Raw genomic sequence first — 19,215 nt, 5'->3', positions numbered from 1 at the left:
CCTCTTCGAAAGTCGGATATCGAACGCTCAACGTGCGACGATCAGCCCCTTGCTGGTGACAACGACCCAGCGGCCGTCCTGGCGGCGGATCGCATCGACGCGGCCGACGCCCGGAATCGGATCGCCGGGATAGACCTCGTAGAGCCCGTCACGGCCCTCGATCAGCGCACCCCCATTGGCGGCATTGCGCAGCCTCCAGCCTTCGATCGTCGGCAGACGGCCAACCTCAGGCTTGGGGCTAGCGGCCACCGGGGCCGGCGCGGCGGCGGTCGCAACCTGGGTCGGCGCGATCGAGCCGGTCGTCTCCTTGGCGGGCGCGGCAGCGGCAGCCTGCTGCGCGGGAGCGGCGGGCGGCGTGGCGCGGAGCTTATCGACGGCCTCCGACAGCTTTGCGATCTTGGCCAGCGGCTCGGCCTGGGCCTTCTCCAGCTTGTCGAGGCGGTCATTGGCGCGATTGACCTGGCTGGCGCCGGTTTTCGTGCTGTGCTCGACACTGGCCTTGAGCGCGACGAGATCGGCATCGATCCGCGCGACCGAAGCATCGAGCGCGCTGGTGTCGGCGACCTGGACCGGCGCCTGGGCCGGGCTGACGAAATGCATCATGCCGGCGGTCGCGAGCGCGCCGCTGATCGCGCCGACGCTCGCCGCGATCGCCACGACCGCGGCCATCGCCGAGAGGCGCCGCTTGCCAGCGGCCTCGCGCGGCTCGTCCGCCTTCACATGCGGGGCAAAATCCTCGCGGTCCCAAGAGCCATTCCACGACCGCTCCGCAGGCGCCATGACGATGAGCTTGCCGGGCTTCGGCTCAGGCTTGATCTCGGCCTTCTCGATTCTGGCTTCGAGCTTCGGCACCTCAACCTTCGGCGGATCGATCTTCGGCGGCTCGACATTCACCGGATCCGGCTTGGGCGGCGCCTCGTGGTCGGGGGCAATCGAGGGGGCGTCGATCCCGGCTTCGGCCTCGACAGTGTGCGGCGTTGTCATCCCGGCTCCGACGACGCTCTTATCCTGGGCAGCCTGCTCAGCCATTGGTTCGCTCACAGTTCAAATACTCCGCTCTGGATTGACCTTTTGGTAACTTTCATTGCTTGCGAAATCCTTACCTTGGGACCCGCTTACCGAAATTTTAGGAAGTTATCCGGGGCCGAATTGAGCCGGGAAGATGGAACCGGTGTGGCGGGCATGAAACAATTTGTAACCGGGCCAAGATGAACGGCCGCGGAATAGGCCGGCCTTCGGGTGACCGCGAGAGAATTTAGAGCGCCGCCTCTACAGCGTCATTGCGAGCGTAGCGAAGCAATCCAGAATCCGCAGGGACAGCCTGGATTGCTTCGTCGCATGGGCTCCTCGCAATGACGAGGTGGAGGCAGCGCCTACCTCTCACATCACAGTCCGTTACATCACGAGCGGCGCGTCGGGCAGCTCGTTCGCATGCGGACCCTGCGGCGGGAAATGCCGCGCCAGCTCGCGCGACACCGCTTCGATGCCGCCGATGACGCCGCGCTCGAATTGGCCAGAAGCGAATTCGGCCTCCATGGCGCGACAGATGCTCTCCCAGCCCGCAGCGCCCACCTTTGCGTCGATGCCGCGATCGGCAATGATCTCGACGTCGCGATCGGCGAGCAGGAGATAGATCAGCACGCCGTTGTTGTGCGCGGTGTCCCAGATGCGCAGGTGCGAGAACACGTCGAGCGCACGCGCTCGCGCCGGCTGGTTGCGGAACAGGGGGCGGCCATCGAGCGCACCTTCGACGACGAAGCGGACCTGGCCGGAATGGGTGGCTTCGCCGCGCTGGATCGCCTGCTCGATACGGGCGAGCACGTTTGGCGGAAAGATCTGCTTTGCCCGCCAATGATGTTGCACGAGATGTCTGGCAATGCGCTTGATGCTCATGACCGCTACCAGCTCCCCGAGGCGCCGCCGCCGCCAAAACTGCCGCCACCGCCGCTGAAGCCACCGCTGTCGCTACTGCCTGACGATCCGCTGCTCCAACCGCTTCCGGATGAACTGCTCGACCACGAGCCGCCGCGCGAGCGGCCCGTGCCCGGCGTGATCGCCGAGAACAGATCGGCGATGAAGCCGATGATGAATCCGAGACCGCCCAGCGCGAGGGCCATCGCGAACGACCCGAGAACGAACCAAGTCAGCGTCGCAATGATGCCTCCGGTCACGAGCGATCCGAGCAACCGCCCCAGCACGGCGCGGAAGGCGCCGCCCAGGCCGACCGAGACAAACAGCGTGACGATGAAGAGCGGTGCGAGATCGTCGAGACTGCCGAAGTTCACGGTGGGCGTCGGAACCGGCAAGGGTTCGCCGTCGATCACCCGCATCATGCGCTCGACGCCGTCGGCGATGCCGCCGGCGAAATCGCCGCTCCTGAATTTGGGCGTGATGACCTCGTCGATGATCCGCCGCGCGGTGACGTCGGTGAGCGCGCCTTCGAGGCCATAGCCGACCTCGATGCGCAAATGCCGGTCGTTCTTGGCGACGACGAGAATCGCGCCGTCGTCGATCTTCTTGCGACCGATCTTCCAGGCCTCCGCGACGCGGATCGAGAACTGCTCGATCGTCTCCGGTTGCGTGGTGGGCACGATCAGGACGGCGATCTGACTGCCCTTGCGCGCCTCGAAGTCACGCAGCTTTTGCGACAGCGAGGCGATGTCGCCGCTCGACAGCGTGCCGGTCTGATCGACCACGCGGCCGGTGAGCTGGGGGACGGCGACGTCGGCGGAAGCGGGGAAGGCGAAGGCGAGGACGAGTGCGGCTACGGCTATCGCCCACCACAACCTCACTGTCATCGCCCGGCTTGACCGGGCGATCCAGTATTCCAGAGACGCCAGCGGCCTATGGAGAAGCCGCGGCGTACTGGATTCCCCGCCTTCGCGGGGAATGACGGCGGTGGGTGGGGCGACGTGCATTCGCAAAATGACGCGCTTACTTCGACGGCGCAGGCGCCGGATTGAAATCGACCTTCGGCGCGGTCGAGATCGCCTTCTCGTTGTCGACCGTGAAGTTCGGCTTCTCCTTGTAGCCGAACATCATCGCCGTGAGGTTGCTCGGGAAGGAGCGGATGGTGACATTATAGTCCTGCACCGCCTTGATGTAGCGGTTGCGCGCTACCGTGATGCGGTTCTCGGTACCCTCGAGCTGCGACATCAAATCCTTGAACAAGGCGTCGGACTTGAGCTGCGGGTAATTTTCCGTGACCACAAGGAGCCGCGACAGCGCGCTGGAGAGCTCGCCCTGGGCTGCCTGGAACTTCTGGAAGGCGGCTGGATCGTTCAGCACCTCGGGCGTTGCCTGGATGCTGCCGACCTTGGCGCGCGCATTGGTGACGCCGAGCAGCACATCCTTCTCCTGCTGGGCAAAACCCTTCACCGAGTTGACGAGGTTGGGCACGAGGTCGGCGCGGCGCTGATACTGGTTCACGACCTCGGACCAGTTGGCCTTGATCTGCTCGTCCTCGCTCTGGATCGCGTTGTAGCCGCAATTGGTGAGGCTCAGCGAGGCCAGCGCCGCCAGCACGGTCAGGATCTTGCGCATTAAATTTCTCCCGGTGGAATCTGGCGCAAACTACCAGATGAGACCCGCAAGACGCCAGACGTCTTGCGTCCCCTCTCGCGGCGCGAAAAGCAGCCGACTGACGCAAGCCTCTTGCCTATCCCTGACCGACATAGTCAACTTGACGAAACAATAAGACAGAACCTCGGGGAGAAACGCGATGACCTCGTTCGAGACCATCCTCGTGGAGCGGCCCGAGCCGGCGATCACCCGGATCGTGATGAACCGGCCCAAGGCGCGTAACGCGCAGAACCTGCAAATGACCTACGACCTCAACGCCGCCTTCGACGCGGCGGTGCAGGACGATGCGGTCAAGGTGATCATTCTCGCCGGCAGCGGCCCGCACTTCTCCTCCGGCCACGATCTGCGTCCGGGCGGCAAGAACGCCGCCGGCACCGATTTTCCACCGATCGGAAATTGGGGCGGTTTCGCCGAGCCGAACGCCCATGGCCGCTTCGCGCGCGAGCAGGAAATTTATCTCCAGATCACGCGCCGCTGGCGCAACCTCGCCAAGCCGACCATCGCCGAGGTGCACGGCAGGTGCATCGCCGGCGGGTTGATGCTGGCCTGGGCCTGCGACCTCATCGTCGCCAGCGACGACGCGCAGTTCTGCGATCCCGTCGTCACCATGGGCGTCTGTGGCGTCGAATGGTTCGTGCATCCCTGGGAGCTCGGTGCGCGCAAGGCCAAGGAGTTCCTGTTCACCGCCGACAGCTGGAGCGCGCAGGAAGCGCACCAGCTCGGCATGGTCAATCAGGTCGTGCCGCGCGCGGAGCTGTCATCGCGCGTGCTGGAGCTGGCGCGCCGGATCGCGGCAAAGCCATCCTTCGCGCTGAAGATGACCAAGGAGGCCGTCAACCGCTCGGTCGACGTGATGGGTCAGCCCGCCGCGATCGATCAGGCCTTTGCGCTGCATCAGCTCTGCCACGCCCACAATCTTCAGGAGTTCGGCATGATCGTCGATCCCTCCGGCCTGCATCCCTCCGTGCGCAAGCCGCCTACGGCGGCGGAGTAGACGACATGGACCTCAATCTCAGTGACGAGCAAAGGCTGCTGCGCGACAGCGCGGAGCGCTTCGTGGCCGGAAGCTACGATGCCGATCACCGCCGCAAGATGGCGAACGATCCGCTCGGCTTCAGCCCTGCGGTGTGGAAGCAATTCGCCGAGCTCGGCTGGCTGGCGCTGCCGCTTCCCGAAGAGTTCGGCGGGCTCGGCGGCGGCGCGGTCGAGATCGGCATTTTGATGGAAGCGTTCGGGCGCGGGCTGGTGTCCGAGCCCTATGTCGCGACCGTCGTGTTGGGAGCCGCACTGATCGCCAGATGTGGCACCAATGAGCAGAAGCAGGCCAGCCTGCCCAAGGTGGCGGACGGATCGCTGAAGCTCGCGTTTGCGCATTCCGAGCGCGCGGCAAGGTTCGACCTCGCCAAGGTCGCGACATCAGCGACCAAGACGGCGCAAGGCTGGCGCCTGTCCGGCAGCAAAATCGCCGTGCTCGACGGCCACGCCGCCGATGACATCATCGTCTCCGCGCTCGTGCACGACCATCATGGCCCTTCGGGGCGGATCGGCTTGTTCGTGGCGCCAGCGACCGCGCCGGGCCTCGCATTGTCCGACTACGCCCGCCTCGGCGGCGGGCGCGCCTGCAACATCGAGCTGGCTGACCTACACCTGCCCGAGGACGCCCTGCTCGGCGACGGCCACGACGCGCTGCCGGCAATCGAATGGGCCGTCGATCGCGCCATGGCCGCGCTCGGGGCGGAAGCCGTCGGCATCATGCAGACGCTGCTCGACACCACGCTCGACTACACCAAGATCCGGAAACAATTCGGCCGGCCGCTCTCGGCCAACCAGGTGATCCGCCATCGCCTCGCCGACATGGCGATGCAGGTCGACGAGGCGCGCTCGATCGCGCTACGCGCAGCGTTGAAGGCCGCGAGCCCGCCGGTCGAGCGGGCCCGGGCGGCGTCGGGCGCGAAGGCGAAGATCGGTAAATGCGCGCGCTTCGTCGGGGAGCAGTCGATCCAGCTTCACGGCGGCATGGGCGTCACCGAGGAGCTCGAGGTCGGTGCCTATTTCAAGCGGCTGATCGCCTTCGACACGCTGTTCGGCGGCAGCGCCCACCACTATGCCCGCCACGCCGAGCTTGGCCGCAAGGCCTGACACCGGGAGAGCATCATGGACCTGTCGTTCAATGCCGAGGAGCGCGCCTTCCAGAGCGAGGTGCGCGGCTTCATCGCCAAGAACCTCACCGAGGAGATGAAGCGGGCGACCGCGCTGACGCCGTCGGTGTTCTCCGATCCCGACATCGGCACGGCCTGGCAGCGCGCGCTGCACGCCAACGGCTGGGGCGCGCCGGGCTGGCCGGTCGAATACGGCGGGCCACCCTGGACGCCGGCGCAACGCTGGATCTTCGAGACCGAATGCGCGCGCGCCGGCGTGCCCAATGTCAACGTGATGGGCGTGAAGATGGTCGGGCCCGTCATCATCGGCTTCGGCTCGCCCGAGCAGAAGAACTTCTATCTGCCACGGATTCTCTCCGGCGAGGATTATTGGTGCCAGGGCTATTCCGAACCGGGCTCCGGCTCCGACCTCTCCTCGCTGAAGACGCGCGCGGTGCGCGACGGCGACGACTACATCATCAACGGCACCAAGATCTGGACCACGCATGCCCACCACGCCAACCGCATGTTCGCGCTGGTGCGCACCAGCGACGGCCCGCGGCAGCAGGACGGAATCAGCTTCATTTTGATCGACATGAAGACGCCGGGCATCACCACACGCCCCATCCTCACCATCGGCGGCGATCACGAGGTCAACCAAGTGTTCTTCGACGACGTCCGCGTGCCCGTCGCCAACCGCGTCGGAGAGGAAGGCAAGGGGTGGACCTACGGCAAATATCTGCTCGAGTTCGAGCGCGGCTCGGGCATCGCGTCAGCGAAGCTGCGCGAGGGGCTGAAGGCGATCGCGGACCTTGCCGAATCGGACCTGACGGGACGCGCCATCGACAGCCCCGATATCGCAACGCGCATCTCCGAAGTCGAGATCGACATCGACGCGCTGGAGATGACCGAGCTGCGCGTGCTCTCGGCGCTCCAGACCGGGCAAAATCCGGGCGCGGTGTCGTCGATCCTGAAGCTGCGCAACAGCGAGATCCGCCAGGCCGTGACGCGGCTCGGTGTCGACGTGATCGGCCACGACGCGCTTGCCGTCGAGCCGATGCGCCCGCTCTACAGGCTCAACCACGAACCGGCGGTCCCTGAGGAGATGCTGACAATGGTGCCGGAATATCTCAACGGCCGCGCCTACACCATCTTCGGCGGCACCTCGGAGATCCAGCGCGACATTATTGCAAAGATGATGTTGGGAATTTGAATCTAGCTTCGCGAGCCGACGTCGAGCGTGCAAACGCGCCACGTCCTCCACTGTCGTCCCGGCCAAGCGCGCGCAGATCCGGGACCCATAACCACAGGCAGATGCGGTTACGGGGACTCGGAGTTACCAGTTTCGCGCCAAACTGCTCCCTGTGGCTATGGGTCCCGGATCGGCGCGCGCTTGGGCGCGCTTGTCCGGGACGACGGCGGAGTTTGAGGCGACAGTTGCGCGAAGCGCAGGTTTACGGTTGCGGCACTCCCGCCTTCGCGTCCCGGATCGCCTGCCAGATCTTCTGCGGCGTCAGCGGGGTGTTCAGCTGGGTGATGCCGAGCTCGGCGAGCGCGTCCATCACGCCGTTGGTGACGCAAGGCGGGCCGCCGATGGCGCCGGATTCGCCGCAGCCCTTGGCGCCGAGCGGATTGGTGCGGCAGGGCGCGGTGTCGTCGAGCGTCACCACGATCGGCGGCACGTCGTCGGCACGCGGGATGCAATAATCCTGATAGCTCGCGGTGAGGAGCTGGCCGTCGGCATCGTAGGAGACGCCTTCATACAGCGCCTGGCCGATGCCCTGCGCGACGCCGCCATGGATCTGTCCGGTGACCAGCATCGGGTTGACGGCGACGCCGACGTCGTCGACCGTGGTGTAGCGCACCACCTTGGAGACGCCGGTCTCGGGGTCGATCTCGACCTCGCAGATATGAGTGCCGTTCGGCCAGCTCGGACCGTCGACCTCGCCTTCGGAATCGACGCTGAGCTTGGCGCCGCTTTCTTTCTCGGCGAGATCGAACAGGCTGATGCGGCGGTCGGTGCCGACCACGGTGAGCATGCCACCCTGATACTCGATGTCCTCGATCGAGGTCTCCAGCACGTTGGCCGCCTTCTCGCGCGCCTTCTGGATCAGATCGTTGGAGGAGACCGCGACCGCCGTGCCGCCGACGAACAGCGAGCGCGAGCCGACGCTGCCGAAACCCATCGCGAGATCCGTGTCGCCCTGCACGACGTCGATCTTGTCCATGGCGATGCCGAGCGTGTCGGAGATCATCTGGGTATAGGTGGTCTGCAGCCCCTGCCCCATCGCCATGGTGCCGGAATGCAGCACGACGCGCCCTTGCGAGGTCGCGTGCAGGCTGACCTTCTCGGTGTGGGCGCGGCCGCCGGTCCATTCGATGTAGGAGGTGAGCCCGCGGCCGTAGAGCAGGCCCTTCTTCTTCGCCGCCTTCCTGCGCGCGGCAAAGCCGTCCCAATCCGCCAGCTTCACGGCGCGGTCGAGCATGTGGGCGAAGGCGCCGGAATCGTAGACCTGTCCGGCCGCATTGGTGTAGGGCAGCTGCGCCGGCTGGATGTAATTGGCTTTGCGGATGGCGCGCGGGTCCATGCCGATCTTTCGCGCGGCAGCGTCGAACAACCGTTCGACGATGAACACCGCCTCGGGACGGCCGGCGCCGCGATAGGCTCCGACCGGCGCGGTGTGGGTCATCACCGACTTCACCTCGAAATGCACGAGCGGCAGATCGTAGACGCCGGTCTGCACGAACGGGCCGAGCACCAGCGGGATGATGTTGGCCGCGCCCGAAGAATAGGCGCCGGTGCAGCCGATCGACTTGACGCGATAGGCCAGCACCTTGCCCTTCTCGTCGAGCGCGAAGGAGGCGGTCGAGGTCAGATCGCGGCCGTGGGTGCCGCCGACGAATTCGTCGGTGCGGTCGCCGCGCCAGCGGATCTTCTTGTTCAGCTTGGTTGCCGCGTAAGCGACGATGCCGTCTTCCGGATAGAGATTGGTCTTCTGGCCAAAGCCGCCGCCGATGTCGCCGACCAGGACGCGGACGCTGTCCTTGGGACGCTTGAGCACGGCTTCCGCCAGCACGTCGCGGGTCGAGGCCGGCGTCTGCGACTGCACGTGCAGCAGGAGACGGTCGGACTTCTTGTCGATCTCGGCAATGGTCGAGCGCGGCTCCATCGCGGAGGGAACGAGGCGCTGGCTGACGAGGTCGAGCTCGACCGTGTGCGCCGCCTTGGCGAACGCCTCGTCCACCTTGGCGGCATCGCCGTAAGACATCGCGCCGACGATGTTATCCGGCGCCTCCGGCCACACCACCGGCGCGCCGGGCTTGACGGCCTCGACCGGATCGACCACTGCGGGCTGCACGTCGTATTCGACGACGATCGCTTCGGCCGCGTTCTGTGCCTCCACGCGCGAAGACGCCACCACCGCGGCCACGGCCTCGCCGGCATAGCGCACGACCTCATGAGCGAGCAGCCGGCGCGGCGGCACCGTCATCGGCTTGCCGTCGGGGCGCTTGAAGATGTTCAAGGTCGGGATGGCGCCGATGTCGTCCTTGACGAGGTCGGCGCCGGTGTAGACCGCAGCGACGCCGGGCACCGCGGCCGCGGCGCTGGTGTCGATCGAGACAATCTTGGCGTGCGCGTGCGGCGAGCGCAGCACGTGCAGCCACAGCGCGCCGTCGGCCGGCTTGTCGTCGATGAACTGTCCCTTCCCGGTGAGCAGCCTAAGGTCTTCCAAACGCTTGACGGGCTGCCCCGCTCCGAAACGCAAATTGCCGGGAAGAATGTTCATTCCGTGGGGTCCTCGAAGTCTCTTGAAATGCGGCCGCCTTTTAGCGGATCGAGGCATGCGAGACCAGCCGCGGTTTTGGGCAGGATATCCACGATTTCGGCATGCCCTGAGGCAATCGTCATTCCGGAGCGACGCGCAGCATCGAACTCAGGTGCGCCCCTTGCGCACCCGAGAATCTCGAGATTCCGGGTTCGTCCTTCGGACGCCCCGGAATGACAGCTAGCCCAGCGCCCGCAGCGCCGCCTCCACGACCTTGCGCGCCTCGGCCGTCAGCGCGGCCTGCGGCGGGACGGGATCGCCGACGTCGTAGCCCTGGATCGCAAGCCCGGCCTTGATGCAGGCGGCGAGGTTGAAGCGGGCAAAGGCCTCGTTGATGCGCCACAGCCTGCGTTGCAGCGCCATGGCTTCGTCCCAGCGGCCGGCCTTGCAGAGCTCGTAGAGCATAACGCTCTGGCGCGGGATGATGCAGGCCGGGCCCGCCATCCAGCCGAGCCCGCCGATCAGCATCACCGCGGCCGGGATATGAGCGGAGGCCGAGAACACCCGCAAGGAATCGCCGCAGCGGTTCATGATCGAGAGCAGCCGGCCGGTGTTGGTCGAGGCATCCTTGATGTAGCCGATGCGCGGATGCTCGGCGAGGCGCGCGATGATATCGAGCGTGAGATCGGAACGCTGGAATTGCGGGTTGGTGTAGATGACGACGGGGATGTCGACCGCATCCGCGATGGCGCGGAAGTAGGATTCGACCTGGGCATCGGCAAGCGGGAAATACGCCTCCAAGATCGCCAGGATGCCGTCGGCGCCGAGCTTCTGGTAGGCTTTCGCCTGCGCCACCGCATCCGCCGTCGAGGTCGAGGCGACGCCGGCGATAACAGGCACGCGGCCCTTCGCGGCCTCGATCGTGGTCTGGACGACGGCGCTGCGTTGCGCGGCATTCAGATATGCGAATTCGCCGGTCGAGCCCAGCGGGGTCAGCCCGTGCACCCCGGCGCCGATCAGATCGTCGCAGAGCTTGCCAAGGACTTCGGTGCGCACGATGCCGTCGGCATCGACGGGCGAGACGAGATAGGGAAAGACGCCGTGGAATTCGGACATGTCGGTGAGGATCCCGGAGCGCTGGCTGACCTGACGGGTCTTAGCAACGCCCGGGCCTGCGATCAAACCCTGATCAGCCGCACCCGCGTGCGCCAGGGATCGATGCCGTTGCCTTCGGAATCGTCGAGAAGGCTTATTCCTGCCCTGGCCACCCGGCCAGTTTCGCAATCGCCCGCGACATCCCAGATTGAGGACAGCTTACAGGAGCCTTAACGGTTTACAGGAGTCTTGCATGACCGACCCAACTCCCCTGTCTTCACTGTCGTCCGCGCTCGCGGACGTGGTGGCGCGCACCGCGCCCTCAATTGTCTCCGTGCATTCGCATCGCTCCCGCGCGACCGGCTTCGTCTGGAAGAGCGGCCTGATCGTCACCGCCGACGAGGCGCTGGCCGACGAGGGCGAGGTCGAGATCGGCCTCCCCGACGGCAGCCGGCTGACCGCCACGATCGCCGGCCGCGACCACACGACCGATATCGCGCTGCTCCGCGCCGACATTGCGGTGGTCCCGGTCAAGCTCGCCGCAACCGTCCCGCCGCTGGGCGCATTGGCGATCGTGGTCGCCACTAACCACGAGACGCCGAGCGCGGCGCTGGGGATGGTGTCCGCCTCCGGCAACGGCTGGCGCTCCTTGCGGGGCGGCGAGATCGATGCGCGGATCGAACTCGACGTCCGCGTGCGTCCCGCCCAGCAGGGTGGTGTCGCGCTCGACGCATCGGGCGACGCCTTCGGCATGGCCGTGCTCGGCCCGCGGCGCGTGCTGGTGATTCCGACGGCGACGATCGAGCGCGTCGCGGCCCAGCTCGAGACGCGCGGCCGTATCGCCCGCGGCTATCTCGGCCTCGGGCTCCAGCCGGTCCGGCTCGACGACGGCGTCGGCGCGATGGTGATGAACGTCGACAAGGCCGGGCCGTCTGCCGCGGCCGGCATCCGGCAGGGCGACGTGATCATTGCCGTCAACGACCAGAAGCTGTCCGGCGTGCGCGCGCTATCGCGGACGTTGGGCCCTTCGAGCGTCGGCGCGGTGGTCGATGTCGCGGCGCGACGCGGCGGCGAGCCGGTTAGCTTCAAGGTCACAATCGGCGAGAGGCCGGAGGCGTGAGCGAGGACAAGACGCCGGAGATCGTGCTGGCTCTGGAGATCGACGACCCCGCCCTCGCCGATCGCCTGGCTGCGCTGCTCGGCAATGTCGCCGGGCTTCGCCTTGCCGCGCCCGGCGAGCAAGCCGCCGCGACAATCGTCGCGCGGGACCCGCGCGTCATGCCCGACGACATCGCGCTGACGCAGCGCGAGCTCGACGTGCTGGCGCTGATGGCCGAGGGCGCCTCCAACAAGATGATCGCCCGCCGGCTCGGCATCTCCGTACATACCGTCAAATTCCACGTCGGCTCGCTGCTCGACAAGCTGGACGCCACCGGCCGCACCGACGCGGTAGCACATGCGGCGCGCCGCGGCGTGATCGAGCTGTGACGTCAGGGCGAGATCATGCGATCATGGCTGTTTCGGAGCCGCAATGCGCGCCTTCAGAGCCGCAGCGCCGACTGCGCCGGGGATGACGCTGTCGCCGACGACGTAGCCGGGCGTGCCATTGATGCCCAATGCCGAAGCCAGACGCATGTTCTGCTGCAATGCCTCGTTCACCTCGGCGCTCGCCGCGTCCTTTTCGAGCTCGCCTGCATTGAAGCCGAGATCGGCGGCGACCTTGAGCGCCTTAGCGCGGTCGACCCGGCCTTGCGTCGCCAGCAGGCGGCGATGAAACTCGAGCGATTCGGCGGCGCTGGGATGATGCATCTGCAGAGCGATCGCGACCTTCGCGGCTTCGACGGAGTCGGGCCCCAGGATCGGGAGCTCCTTGAGCACGACGCGCAAGTTCGGCTCCTCGGCGATCAACGCTAGCGTATCGCCGAGCGCCTTGCGGCAATAGCCGCAGTTGAAGTCGTAGAATTCGACCACGGTGCGAGTACCGTCAGCGGTGCCGACCGTCGTCTGCAATGGCGCAGCATACAATGCCTTGGCATTGTCCGCGATCGCCTGCCTGGCATCGACCGCCGCGGCCGCGGGGGCCGGCTGCGATGCGGCGCGCTTGGCGACGAGCGCCAGCAGCGCAGCGCGCAACGCCTCCGGGTGATCGACGAGATATTTCTCGATCGCCGGACCGAGCGCTTCAGGATGCGCGATGAGATATCGCTGGACGGCTTCATCCACGTCAGCGCGCTGCATCTGCGCGTTCGCCGCGCCCGGCATCGCGAGCGCTGCGGCCACGAGCGCGCCCGCCGCGACTGCGCGCATGCGGAAGAGTGCGAGCTCCGGCATGTCAGTCCATCCAATCATCGCTTAGTTCCTCCACTCGTGTCCTTCATCGTCCAACGGCAGCCGGTTCGTCATCACCGGAGCCACCGGACGAAGCTCTAGGCTAGCGTTCCCTCCCGAGCGGCGGCGGCGCAACCCGCCGAGGCGCGAGCGGCGCAATGCGACCACGCTGGGCCGGCCAGCAGCGCTTGCCAAGCGGCCCCGGGACCATTCCAGGGGGACAGGCGATCGGGACCGTGGCGGACGGCGCGCGTTTTTCCGGAGCTGTGCGCGTCGATGGCTGTCGTGGCGCAGGCGGGACCGGCAGCGGCGCCGGCTTGCGCTCCACGCACGTGCCCTTGTCGTCGCGCATTTCGCCCGCCGCGCAGGGCTGCTGCGGCGAGAACTTCATCCCGCTTTGCGCAACGCATTTTGAGCGATCCTTCGGATTGACCGGAGCAGGACAGCACTCGCCGCTCGTCGTCAGGTTCGCGGCCGCGCAACACTTGCGGTCCGCGGTCGGGACATAGCCGGCGGCGCAGCAGAGCGACACCTTCGGAATCTTGAATGTCGGCTTGCACTGCGTCCCGTCGGCACTGGGGGTCTGCCCGATCGGGCAACAAACGCCTTTCGAGGTGGCTTGGCTGTTCAGGCAGCATTTGCCCGCGATCTTTACGTAACCGGGCGAGCAGCAATCGAGACATATCCCGCCCGGAACCTTGGGAATGAATTGCTGGCACTTACCGTTGACCAGAGCGCCCGCGCAGCAAAGCTGCGCACCGCCCGATCCGGAGTAAATGTGATCGTTGTCGCAGCACTCGTGATTGGGGCCGATCGCCGTTTGCGTCGTTCCGCACTTTGGCTTGCTGATGTCGGTCGAGGGGTTGCCGCAGGCACCACCGGGCCGAAGATCGACCGCTGAACAGCACTTGCCGTTGACCAGAATCTCCGACTGAGCGCAGCCAGAGGCGCAGCCATCCTTGCTCCACACTTGATTGACCGGGCATACGGGCTTGCCTCCTGGACCGCAGACATGCGTCTGACAGGTCCGAAAACTCGGCGGCGGCAGCGGTAGTCCGACCGGAAGCATGGCCGGCGGGAGTTGCGCCGGCCGGCCGGCGCAGGTGCGCTGGATGGCGATATCGCCGAGATGTCCTCGTGCGGCGAGGTCCGGCGGCGCGTCGGCATAGTCGATGAAATAGCTGAGCCGCGGCGGCTCGTCGTCGCGGCGGATGCGCCAGACAGGATTTCCCTGCAACCCGTCGATGGCGAGCAAGTCGGCCTGGCCAAGCTGTGCGGCGAGCTTGGAATCGGTGGCGTGGCGCAACTGCTCTCCGGTCGTCCAGATGAAGCCGCCGCAGGAGTGCGGATTGATGTTGCCGCGTTCGTCATAGCCGTAGCCGATTGCAACGCCACCATTATCGTTGCGGAAGGTCTCGGGGAACCCTACCGCATACTCATCGGACCCGGCCTGCCAGACCGGCTGCTTTGCCTCGGTCATGCCGATCACCGTATAGCGCAGCACGCGGCCGATCGAGGGCACCGACAGCGCTTCGAAATCCTGTGTCCCGGTCGGCGCGGGCCGCTCCGCGAGATACATCCGTCCAGCGTCGTCGAACGTAATTCGCGAGATTTCAGTGGGGCCGGCTGCGGGCGGTACCGCGAGCTCGATCCTGATGTCCGAGCCGAACGAGCCATCCGCATTGAGGCCGACAGACCAGACGCGCAATCCTTCGGCGACTGCGTAATAAAGCCGATGATCTTGCACCGCGAGGGCGAACACGCGCCGCCCCCGCGCCGCGTAGCCCCAGGTCTCGGGCTGCGCGCTGTCGAATTGCGGACTGGTGAGATCCACGCCGGACACCGCGGCGGGCACCGGCGCGAGCCCGACGGCGGCCGTGCCGGAAGCGCCATGATCGTAGACGCCGAGATCAGCGCCATTCATGCCGAAGCGATGAATGAGGCCGGTCTCGCGGTCGGCGGCAAACAACGATTTCGTGGCGGCATCGTAGGCCAGCCCGCCGAGGGCGGCGCCCGAGTTCGCCTTTCCCGCGGTGGCAACATTTGCAAACAGCTTCACTTCGCCGGTGAGACCGTTGATCTTCCAGATCGAACCCGGGCCGCCTCCTGGTCCCCACTGCGCCGCCATGAAGGCCGCACTCCCGGTTCCGACCCGAACACGAAGTGGCTTGTCATCGGGACCGCGCGCGACGATCGAGAGGCCGTAGGCCGACGTCGCCGCCACATAGATGCTGGCGGGCGAGCCGTCGTCCAGAGCGACGCCGAATACCTGCCCGATCCACTTTGCGCTCACCGTGAATGGTTTTGGCGCGCCGACGAGCTGCGCTTCCGGCGGGCCGCCCATGCGGCTGAGATCGACGACGCGCAGCGACGGCCCGTCGGGATTGATGAAGGAGCGCGCATCGGCGTCCTGGCCCGGCTCGATCTCGAACGGGCGGAGACCGCCGGAGAATCCGGTGACCACGGCCTGACCCGGCGCGTAGATGCCACGCGGCGCCTGAGCCGAGGCGGTGTTGCCGAGCACGAGAGCCAGGCTCGATGCGAGGATGATGCGCCGCATCGGGCGGACGGCGGTTGCGATCGACATGCATCGGCGAGGCGTCATGACTGCGGCCTCATTTCACGATCGGCTTCGGCACGCAGGTGCCGCTGTTCGAATCGGGTATCGTCCCCGCCGGACAACATTGCCCGCAGGACGTCATCTGCGCCGGATTGCAGCAGCTGCCGTCGAACGCCATGCCTTGGCTCGGATCGGAACACGGCGTCACGCACTCGCCGTCCTGGCCCAGGCGTGTCTGGCCGGCCGGGCATGCCGGCGGCGGACACATGCCCCCTGGGCCGAGGTTAGAGAACTTCGCCGCCTCATTCGTGTTGTCGCACAGGCAGCTCGAAACCCCGTTCGGCATCATTGCGCCAGCGTGCGTTCCTTCTGGGCAGGTGCAAGAGAAGATGTACGGACTTACATCGTGCCCGACCCAGTTGACCTTCGTCCAAGTCGGTTTCATCGGCGACGGACAGTAGCAATACAGAGTCTGTCCACATTGGTTGCCAGGCGACGGCGTCAACGTGACGAGAGCGCCTTCCGGCGTCGTCGTCACGCTCGTCCAATCGCGGTAGTCGTCGTTGTATGGATAATAGTGCGCCTGGGTCTGACCGTCCGGATACCAACTGAAGATCGGGTCGCTGCCGCTGCCCTGACACACCGGATCAGGATTGTTCCATTGGCCGCATGCCACGTTGGTCGCCGCGCAATTGGCAATCTTGGGCGGCGGCGGCTGGCAATTGCAGGCTTCGAAACCAACCCATTCTTGAAGCGTACACAGCGCGTCCACCAGACAGACGCCGATGCTGTTCTCCGACGCCGCATTGGAATGCTCGGTCGCGCATGCGCATTTCAAGACATCAGCAAGCGAGCCGACGCTTGCCAACTCGCTCGAAACGTCGCCGACTACGCTCTGTACGGTCGAGTTTCCGAATACGGTGTTTAGCTTGCTTACCACCTCGTCGAGGGTATTCGGCACTCCGCTGCAGAACGAATTGACTTTGGACTGCCCACCTTCGGCCGCGAGCATGCTCAGGACTGCAACCATGTAAATCGCCGCAGCGCAGCTGGCCTCGTCCTTGCACGCCGTCTCACAAACCAATGTTGCCGACACCGATTCTTTGACGGCGTCTGCAATATCGCCGAAGTTGCATCCCGCCCTCGCGGGCGACGCAAGCAGGATTGTCGCGACGACGATCGCGGCGCCTCGGGTCCACCGGGCTCCTGGAAATTTCACTATCATCGCCCCATCCGTGCTAATGGAATTTGGTCAGCGAACCAAACCTAGGCGAACCCGCCATCGTCCAGATTGAGGTGGCTCAATGATCCCGCGCTAGGGAAACGCCGGTCGGCATCCAAGCACCTCTACAGAGCGCGCGGAAACCGAAGCTCGACCGTCAGGCCCGGGGCATTGTCGCGTAGCGCGATCTCCGCGCCATGGAGACGCGCGACCGCGGCGACGAGGCTGAGACCAAGTCCGTTGCCCGGCGTGTAGCGACTCTGTTCGAGCCGATAGAAGCGCTTGAAGACGTGATCGCGCTCCTCAGGGGGAATGCCCGGACCATCGTCGACGATGGCGATCACCGCGCCGCCATCGGTGCTCCGGCAGGTCACGGTCACCTGCCCGCCTTTGCAACCGTGCTTGATCGAATTGTCGACGAGATTGGCGATGGCATCGAACAACAGGTCGCGATCGCCCGTGATCGCCACCTGCCGGTCTCCGGCAAGGCTGAGCTTTGTCGCAACCTGCTCGGCGGCGGCATCGTAGAGCTCGACCACTTCGCCCGCGATCTCGGCGAGGTCGAGCGCGCGGAACGCGCCGGTGCGGGCGCGGGTCTCGATCTCGGAGATCCGGGTGATGGATGCGAACATGCCGAGCACGGCATCGAGATCGGCGATGGTGTCGCCGATCAGTGCGGCATCGGCGTCGCTGTTACGCGGCGCGTGATAGGCCTTTTCCAGCCGGCCGCGCATCCGCGTCAGCGGCGTGCGCAGATCGTGGGCGACGTTGTCGCTGACCTGCTTGACCTCGCCCATCAGCGTCTCGATGCGATCCAGCATCTGGTTGAGGTTCTCGGCGACGCGGTCCCACTCGTCGTTGCTGCCGCGCAAGGGAATGCGCTGATCGAGGCCGGAGAGCATGATGGCGCGGCTGGTGGCATTGATCTGTTCGATCCGCCCCACCGTACGCCGCGTCACCAGTACGGCCGCAAGGCCAGCGAGCACCAGCAGCAGGCCTGCGACCGCCGCCATCGCGAGTTCGATCGTGCCGGTAAAGCCGTCGTGATCGGCGGCGGTGCCGAGCCGGCTCTCCACATAGGCCAGCGTCCCGAGATAGACATAGGCCATGATCGCCGCGACGATCAGCCCGAATGCCGCAATCGCGATCAGCGCCAGACGGAAGGTCGAGGAGCGGAGCGTCTTAGCCAGGAGCACGGAGGCAATATCCGATGCCGCGGATGGTGTGGATCAACGGATAGGCCTGGGCATCGTCGACCTTGCGGCGGACGCGACCGACATAGACGTCGATGATGTTGGTGGAGGGATCGAAATGCAGGTCCCAGACGTGCTGGAGCAGCATCGCACGCGAGATGACTCTGCCCTCGTTGCGGGCGAGATATTCAAGCAGCTGGAATTCGCGCGGCAGCAACGAAATCTTGCGGCCGCGGCGGAAGGCAGCCCGCGCGATCAGGTCGATGGCGAGATCGCCGACCCGCAGCAGCGTCTCCTTGGCGATGGTCTCGCTGCGGCGGCCAAGCGCCTCGAGCCGCGCCAGCAATTCGATGAACGAGAACGGCTTGACGAGATAGTCGTCGCCGCCCGCGCGCAAGCCGCGCACGCGGTCATCGACCTCGCCGAGCGCGGAAATGATCAGGAACGGCGCGGCAACGCCGTCGTCGCGCAACTGCCGCATCACGCTGATGCCGTCGATATCGGGCAGCATCCGGTCGATCGTGATCACGGCATAATCGCGCGCGGCGCCGTGGCTCAGGGCTTCGCGCCCCGTTGCCGCAAGATCGACCTCGTAGCCGGAGGTCGTCAATTCCTCGACGAGCTGGCCTGCGGTTTCCGGATCGTCCTCGACGACCAGGATGCGACGGTGACCTCCGGTCATGACGAACTCCGCGCGACGATCGCCACCAGACTATCCCGTTCCGGGGCTGGACGGAACCGCCCGGTGGCGACCGCGACAATGGTGCGGTACGGCGATGCGACTACCAATAGTCTCCGCACACATTGACCCATTGCCATCCGTAGGGCGTCCAGCTCCTGCGCCAGCAGCCGTCGTTATAATAGCTGGCGTAGACGAAGGGCGCGCCAAAGAAGGCGAACCGATGGAAGCGATGATGCCGGAAGAAGAAGGCATGCCGGCCAATGAAGGGCCGGCCATGCCAGCTCGTGCCGGCAAACCGCGGGCCGAAGGCGGCGCGGGTCGCGATTGGCGTACCGGCAAAGCGCGGCCCGATCGCCGCGTGAGCGGCCATCGGGGAACCGGCGAAGCGGGCGCCACCGAAATGAGCTCCGCCCATGCCGCCGACATGCATACCGCCGCCCATGCCGTGCATCCCGCCACCCATGCCGCCGACGTGCATGCCACCACCACCGAAATGCCCGCCGCCGAAGCCGCCGTGGCCGCCACCGCCAAAACCACCGCGCGCGAGAGCGGGGGCCGCAGCCGCGAGCATCGCAGCAACTGCTGCTGCGACAAGCCCTGTGAGAAGCCTATTCTTCATCGGAATATCCTCCTTGCAGTGCAGCGCTA

The 19,215-nt window shown here is 66.1% G+C and carries 17 protein-coding genes; 5 read left to right on the top strand and 12 right to left on the bottom strand.

The window, feature by feature from the left end; translation table 11 throughout:
* Window positions 1-27: 27 nt before the first annotated feature.
* The 4 genes from XH84_RS21275 to XH84_RS21260 form a co-directional block, all read right to left on the bottom strand.
* Window positions 28-1,029, bottom strand: coding sequence for a hypothetical protein (locus tag XH84_RS21275; protein WP_164936319.1), 1,002 nt, complete (start codon window positions 1,027-1,029; stop codon window positions 28-30).
* Between the two features lie 366 nt (window positions 1,030-1,395).
* The gene (locus XH84_RS21270) at window positions 1,396-1,893 is read right to left on the bottom strand and encodes a TPM domain-containing protein (protein ID WP_128919975.1); all 498 of its coding nucleotides are present in this window, start codon (window positions 1,891-1,893) and stop codon (window positions 1,396-1,398) included.
* 5 nt (window positions 1,894-1,898) lie between these two features.
* Window positions 1,899-2,798, bottom strand: coding sequence for a TPM domain-containing protein (locus XH84_RS21265; RefSeq protein ID WP_164936320.1), 900 nt, complete (start codon window positions 2,796-2,798; stop codon window positions 1,899-1,901).
* 136 nt (window positions 2,799-2,934) lie between these two features.
* A complete protein-coding gene (locus XH84_RS21260; protein WP_128919977.1) occupies window positions 2,935-3,543 on the bottom strand; it encodes a LemA family protein in 609 nt (202 codons plus the stop codon).
* Window positions 3,544-3,721: 178 nt separating this feature from the next.
* On the opposite strand from XH84_RS21260, the gene XH84_RS21255 reads away from it, so the two are divergent.
* From XH84_RS21255 to XH84_RS21245, 3 genes are read left to right on the top strand one after another with little or no spacing between them, the layout of a single operon-like run.
* Entirely contained in the window at window positions 3,722-4,576 is an 855-nt protein-coding gene (locus tag XH84_RS21255; protein ID WP_128919978.1) for an enoyl-CoA hydratase, read from the top strand.
* Between the two features lie 5 nt (window positions 4,577-4,581).
* Window positions 4,582-5,721 (top strand): acyl-CoA dehydrogenase family protein, encoded by a 1,140-nt coding sequence (locus XH84_RS21250; RefSeq protein WP_128919979.1) that lies wholly within the window; start codon window positions 4,582-4,584, stop codon window positions 5,719-5,721.
* Between the two features lie 15 nt (window positions 5,722-5,736).
* A complete protein-coding gene (locus XH84_RS21245) occupies window positions 5,737-6,933 on the top strand; it encodes an acyl-CoA dehydrogenase family protein (RefSeq protein WP_128919980.1) in 1,197 nt (398 codons plus the stop codon).
* A 241-nt stretch (window positions 6,934-7,174) separates the two neighbouring features.
* On the opposite strand, the gene XH84_RS21240 is transcribed toward XH84_RS21245, so the two are convergent.
* Both XH84_RS21240 and XH84_RS21235 read right to left on the bottom strand, forming a co-directional pair.
* Window positions 7,175-9,508, bottom strand: a complete 2,334-nt coding sequence (locus XH84_RS21240) for a xanthine dehydrogenase family protein molybdopterin-binding subunit (RefSeq protein WP_128919981.1) — start codon at window positions 9,506-9,508, stop codon at window positions 7,175-7,177.
* Between the two features lie 219 nt (window positions 9,509-9,727).
* Window positions 9,728-10,603, bottom strand: a complete 876-nt coding sequence (locus tag XH84_RS21235; protein ID WP_128919982.1) for a dihydrodipicolinate synthase family protein — start codon at window positions 10,601-10,603, stop codon at window positions 9,728-9,730.
* A 232-nt stretch (window positions 10,604-10,835) separates the two neighbouring features.
* Here XH84_RS21235 and XH84_RS21230 point away from each other — a divergent pair, with 232 nt between their 5' ends.
* Window positions 10,836-11,702, top strand: coding sequence for a S1C family serine protease (locus XH84_RS21230; RefSeq protein WP_128919983.1), 867 nt, complete (start codon window positions 10,836-10,838; stop codon window positions 11,700-11,702).
* The gene (locus XH84_RS21225; RefSeq protein WP_128919984.1) at window positions 11,699-12,070 is read left to right on the top strand and encodes a response regulator transcription factor; all 372 of its coding nucleotides are present in this window, start codon (window positions 11,699-11,701) and stop codon (window positions 12,068-12,070) included. The genes XH84_RS21230 and XH84_RS21225 overlap by 4 nt, the downstream gene beginning before the upstream one ends.
* A 21-nt stretch (window positions 12,071-12,091) precedes the next feature.
* Here XH84_RS21225 and XH84_RS21220 read toward each other — a convergent pair whose 3' ends face one another.
* The 6 genes from XH84_RS21220 to XH84_RS21195 all read right to left on the bottom strand — a co-directional run bounded on the left by XH84_RS21220 (window position 12,092) and on the right by XH84_RS21195 (window position 19,186).
* Entirely contained in the window at window positions 12,092-12,931 is an 840-nt protein-coding gene (locus XH84_RS21220; RefSeq protein WP_128919985.1) for a DsbA family protein, read from the bottom strand.
* Window positions 12,932-13,013: 82 nt separating this feature from the next.
* Window positions 13,014-15,515, bottom strand: a complete 2,502-nt coding sequence (locus XH84_RS21215; protein WP_128919986.1) for a hypothetical protein — start codon at window positions 15,513-15,515, stop codon at window positions 13,014-13,016.
* Between the two features lie 10 nt (window positions 15,516-15,525).
* Window positions 15,526-16,695, bottom strand: a complete 1,170-nt coding sequence (locus XH84_RS21210) for a hypothetical protein (protein ID WP_128919987.1) — start codon at window positions 16,693-16,695, stop codon at window positions 15,526-15,528.
* A 122-nt stretch (window positions 16,696-16,817) separates the two neighbouring features.
* Window positions 16,818-17,888, bottom strand: a complete 1,071-nt coding sequence (locus XH84_RS21205) for a sensor histidine kinase (RefSeq protein WP_128919988.1) — start codon at window positions 17,886-17,888, stop codon at window positions 16,818-16,820.
* A complete protein-coding gene (locus tag XH84_RS21200; RefSeq protein WP_128919989.1) occupies window positions 17,875-18,567 on the bottom strand; it encodes a response regulator transcription factor in 693 nt (230 codons plus the stop codon). The genes XH84_RS21205 and XH84_RS21200 overlap by 14 nt, the downstream gene beginning before the upstream one ends.
* A gap of 100 nt (window positions 18,568-18,667) precedes the next feature.
* On the bottom strand, window positions 18,668-19,186 hold the full coding sequence (locus tag XH84_RS21195; protein WP_128919990.1) for a hypothetical protein: 519 nt from the start codon (window positions 19,184-19,186) through the stop codon (window positions 18,668-18,670).
* Window positions 19,187-19,215: the final 29 nt, after the last annotated feature.

The sequence above is a fragment of the Bradyrhizobium nanningense genome (assembly GCF_004114535.1).
GTDB lineage: Bacteria > Pseudomonadota > Alphaproteobacteria > Rhizobiales > Xanthobacteraceae > Bradyrhizobium > Bradyrhizobium nanningense.
This window is presented reverse-complemented; position numbering and strand designations above follow the sequence as displayed.